2 protein-coding genes are annotated in these 2,454 nt (G+C 43.4%); both read right to left on the bottom strand.

Annotated features, from left to right (window positions below; genetic code table 11):
* Nucleotides 1-393: 393 nt before the first annotated feature.
* Nucleotides 394-1,578, bottom strand: coding sequence for a glycosyltransferase (locus F6K49_RS41330; RefSeq protein WP_075900365.1), 1,185 nt, complete (start codon nucleotides 1,576-1,578; stop codon nucleotides 394-396).
* On the bottom strand, nucleotides 1,579-2,454 hold an 876-nt coding region (locus F6K49_RS41325), incomplete at its 5' end, for an oligosaccharide flippase family protein (RefSeq protein WP_293106898.1).

Raw genomic sequence — 2,454 nt, 5'->3', positions numbered from 1 at the left:
TCTCCGAGTTGTAGGGCGTTAGTTGCTGGTACAGGCACAAAATTGTGGAAGAAGCGCTGATTGATTAAGCCACTAAAGTTAAGGTCTCTTAGCATCAGGGGTTCAATTGTCCTAGACAGGGAATAGTTTATGGTTACTGTTATAGTTTACCGATAGGCACCCTCAACTGTAGCTAGTTCAGGGAAAGAAGAGCGATCGCTACCCATAAACCACCAGGACTTACGAAAAACTAGACCCATCTTCCCATCAGTACCGATTCACAATTTCAATGCGTGACAGCTTATATGGATGTTGATAGAGATAAGTGTCTGTTTTTTGGTAATGGGTAATAGACATCTCCAGGAATTGCTAAGCAATTCCTGGAGATGTCTACAGAACAGTTGATTGTCTTTTCTAACCCATTGCATTTAATCCTATATAAATTCCTGCCAATCTTGAGCCTTGAATCCGGGCATCATATTCTGCTTCTATATGCTTGCGCCCTGCCTGAACCAAGTCATACCATTGCTCAGGATAAGCGACTAGGTGTTGCAAATGGCTCACTAGTCCATCCACATCTCGTTCCTCTGCGAGTAAACCTGTAACACCATCAATAATTACTTCAGGAATGTCACAGTGCTTGGTACTAACAATGGGCATTCCTGTAGCAGCCATTTCAATTAGAGATACCGGTGCGCCTCCTTCAGTATCGCCGTCACTCGCTGTGACGCTGGGGGAGAGAAAGATATGGTGCTTATAAGCCTCTTCAAATAAGACTTTATGTGGTTGATAGCCAAGCAGGCGAACTTTTGACTGGAGATTGTTCTTCTCGATAGTTGCCAGAATTTTTTTCTTTTGAGCCTGATTTCTGGCTTGACTATTGGCATCCCCAATAATAGTAATTTCTAGAGAAACCTGGTGCTGTAGTTGCCCTAGGGCTTCCAAAGCATAGGGAATTCCTTTCTTTTCAGTGAATGATGAGGCAATCAGTACCCGTAGAGGTTCAGTAGGATTCCAGACTCTGGGCTTAAAGGGAATTTCCTCGATACTAATGCCCAGATGCTGAACTTTAACTTTATCTGCTGGGCATCCTAGATTAATGATGCACTGTGCCATATGGGGGCCCTCGCAGAGAATTCTATCTACCTTGGCAAACAGTTCCTGATATCTTTTCTGCCAGTGGGGGCTACTTTTAGGCAAGGAATTAACATCCCAACCGTAGAAAGTCACTACCTGCCTAAGTCCTGCTAGCTTCGCTGCATCTAGATCTCCCCAACCAATATCACCAAAATGAGAATGCAAAATGCTTGCACCTTGCCGTTTGGCAACTTCTACTAAAAATCCCAGGTGACGGCGAAACTGTAGTTTGCGCACACCCTTATCCCAGAAATAGCGCCATTTGGAACTATCACTCAGTGTGTGGATATTGGGTAGCCAAAACTGCTCCAAATTTTCTGTGCGTTCGCAGACAATATGATTTTCTACTTCATCAGGCAAGTAGCGAACTTGGTTATACATCCAAGTTTGCGTCTGTGGTAGCCAGAAGGGATAGCTATGAATAACCTTAATTTTTCTCTTGTCCAATAGCTGAATACTCATTTATTTATTTAGCCCTACCATGACTAATAATTGCTGTATCTGTTCTCGATTGATACACCAGCTTGCCAACAGGTAAGAAATACCTCCTATAGGTATCAGTATGCCTAACACCCAGCCACTAGCTAGACCGGTGGGTAACAAAAACTTCAGCCCTACAAGCACAAGTAGCATTAGGAGACTAGCAACAAGTGGTCGCCAAAGCACTGCCCCAAAGTCACGCATCCGTAAATGAATGAGACTAAAAGGAATATTAAAACTTGGGTAACACCAAAGAAAAGACGCGATCACGTAGGCAACTGCAACCCCAACAATCCCCCATTGCAAACCGATCACGAAAGCAGTAAGTATCAATATTCCAGAAACAATTCCCCATCGAAACTGAAGGTCTGGACGACCTTTCGCCTTATAGATTGTGCCTACTGTTGTTCCCAGAGATTGCTCCATTCCTACAGGAGCCAGAATCATCAGTAGCAAAATGACAGGCTGCCACTGTGACCCAAGTAATGTCAGAACAAAGGGCTCAGCAGCTACCCAAAGACCAACCATCATTGGAAAAGAAATCAGAGCAATTAAACCGATAACTTTGAGATAGGCACTTCTAAATTTTGCATTGTCATCTTGTATTTGGGAAAATACAGGAAACATCACCCGAGCAATCACATGAGAGATATTCTGCAAGGGGTAAAGCATGATGCGATATGCCAAGGTGTAGTATCCCAAGTCTTGGCTTCCTAAAACTCGTCCAATTAGGAGGTAGTCTGCATTTCTCTTAAAATAGCGCCAGATACTAGCTGCGGTTAAATTCAAGCTGTAACTACTAACATCTTTGACCTCACTCCAATCAAAAATCATTTTTGGTCTCCAGCTAGTGGCAGC

The organism is Moorena sp. SIO3I6, from assembly GCF_010672095.1.
The sequence above is the reverse complement of the archived record's forward strand: the minus strand, read 5'-3'. Positions and strand labels throughout refer to the sequence as shown.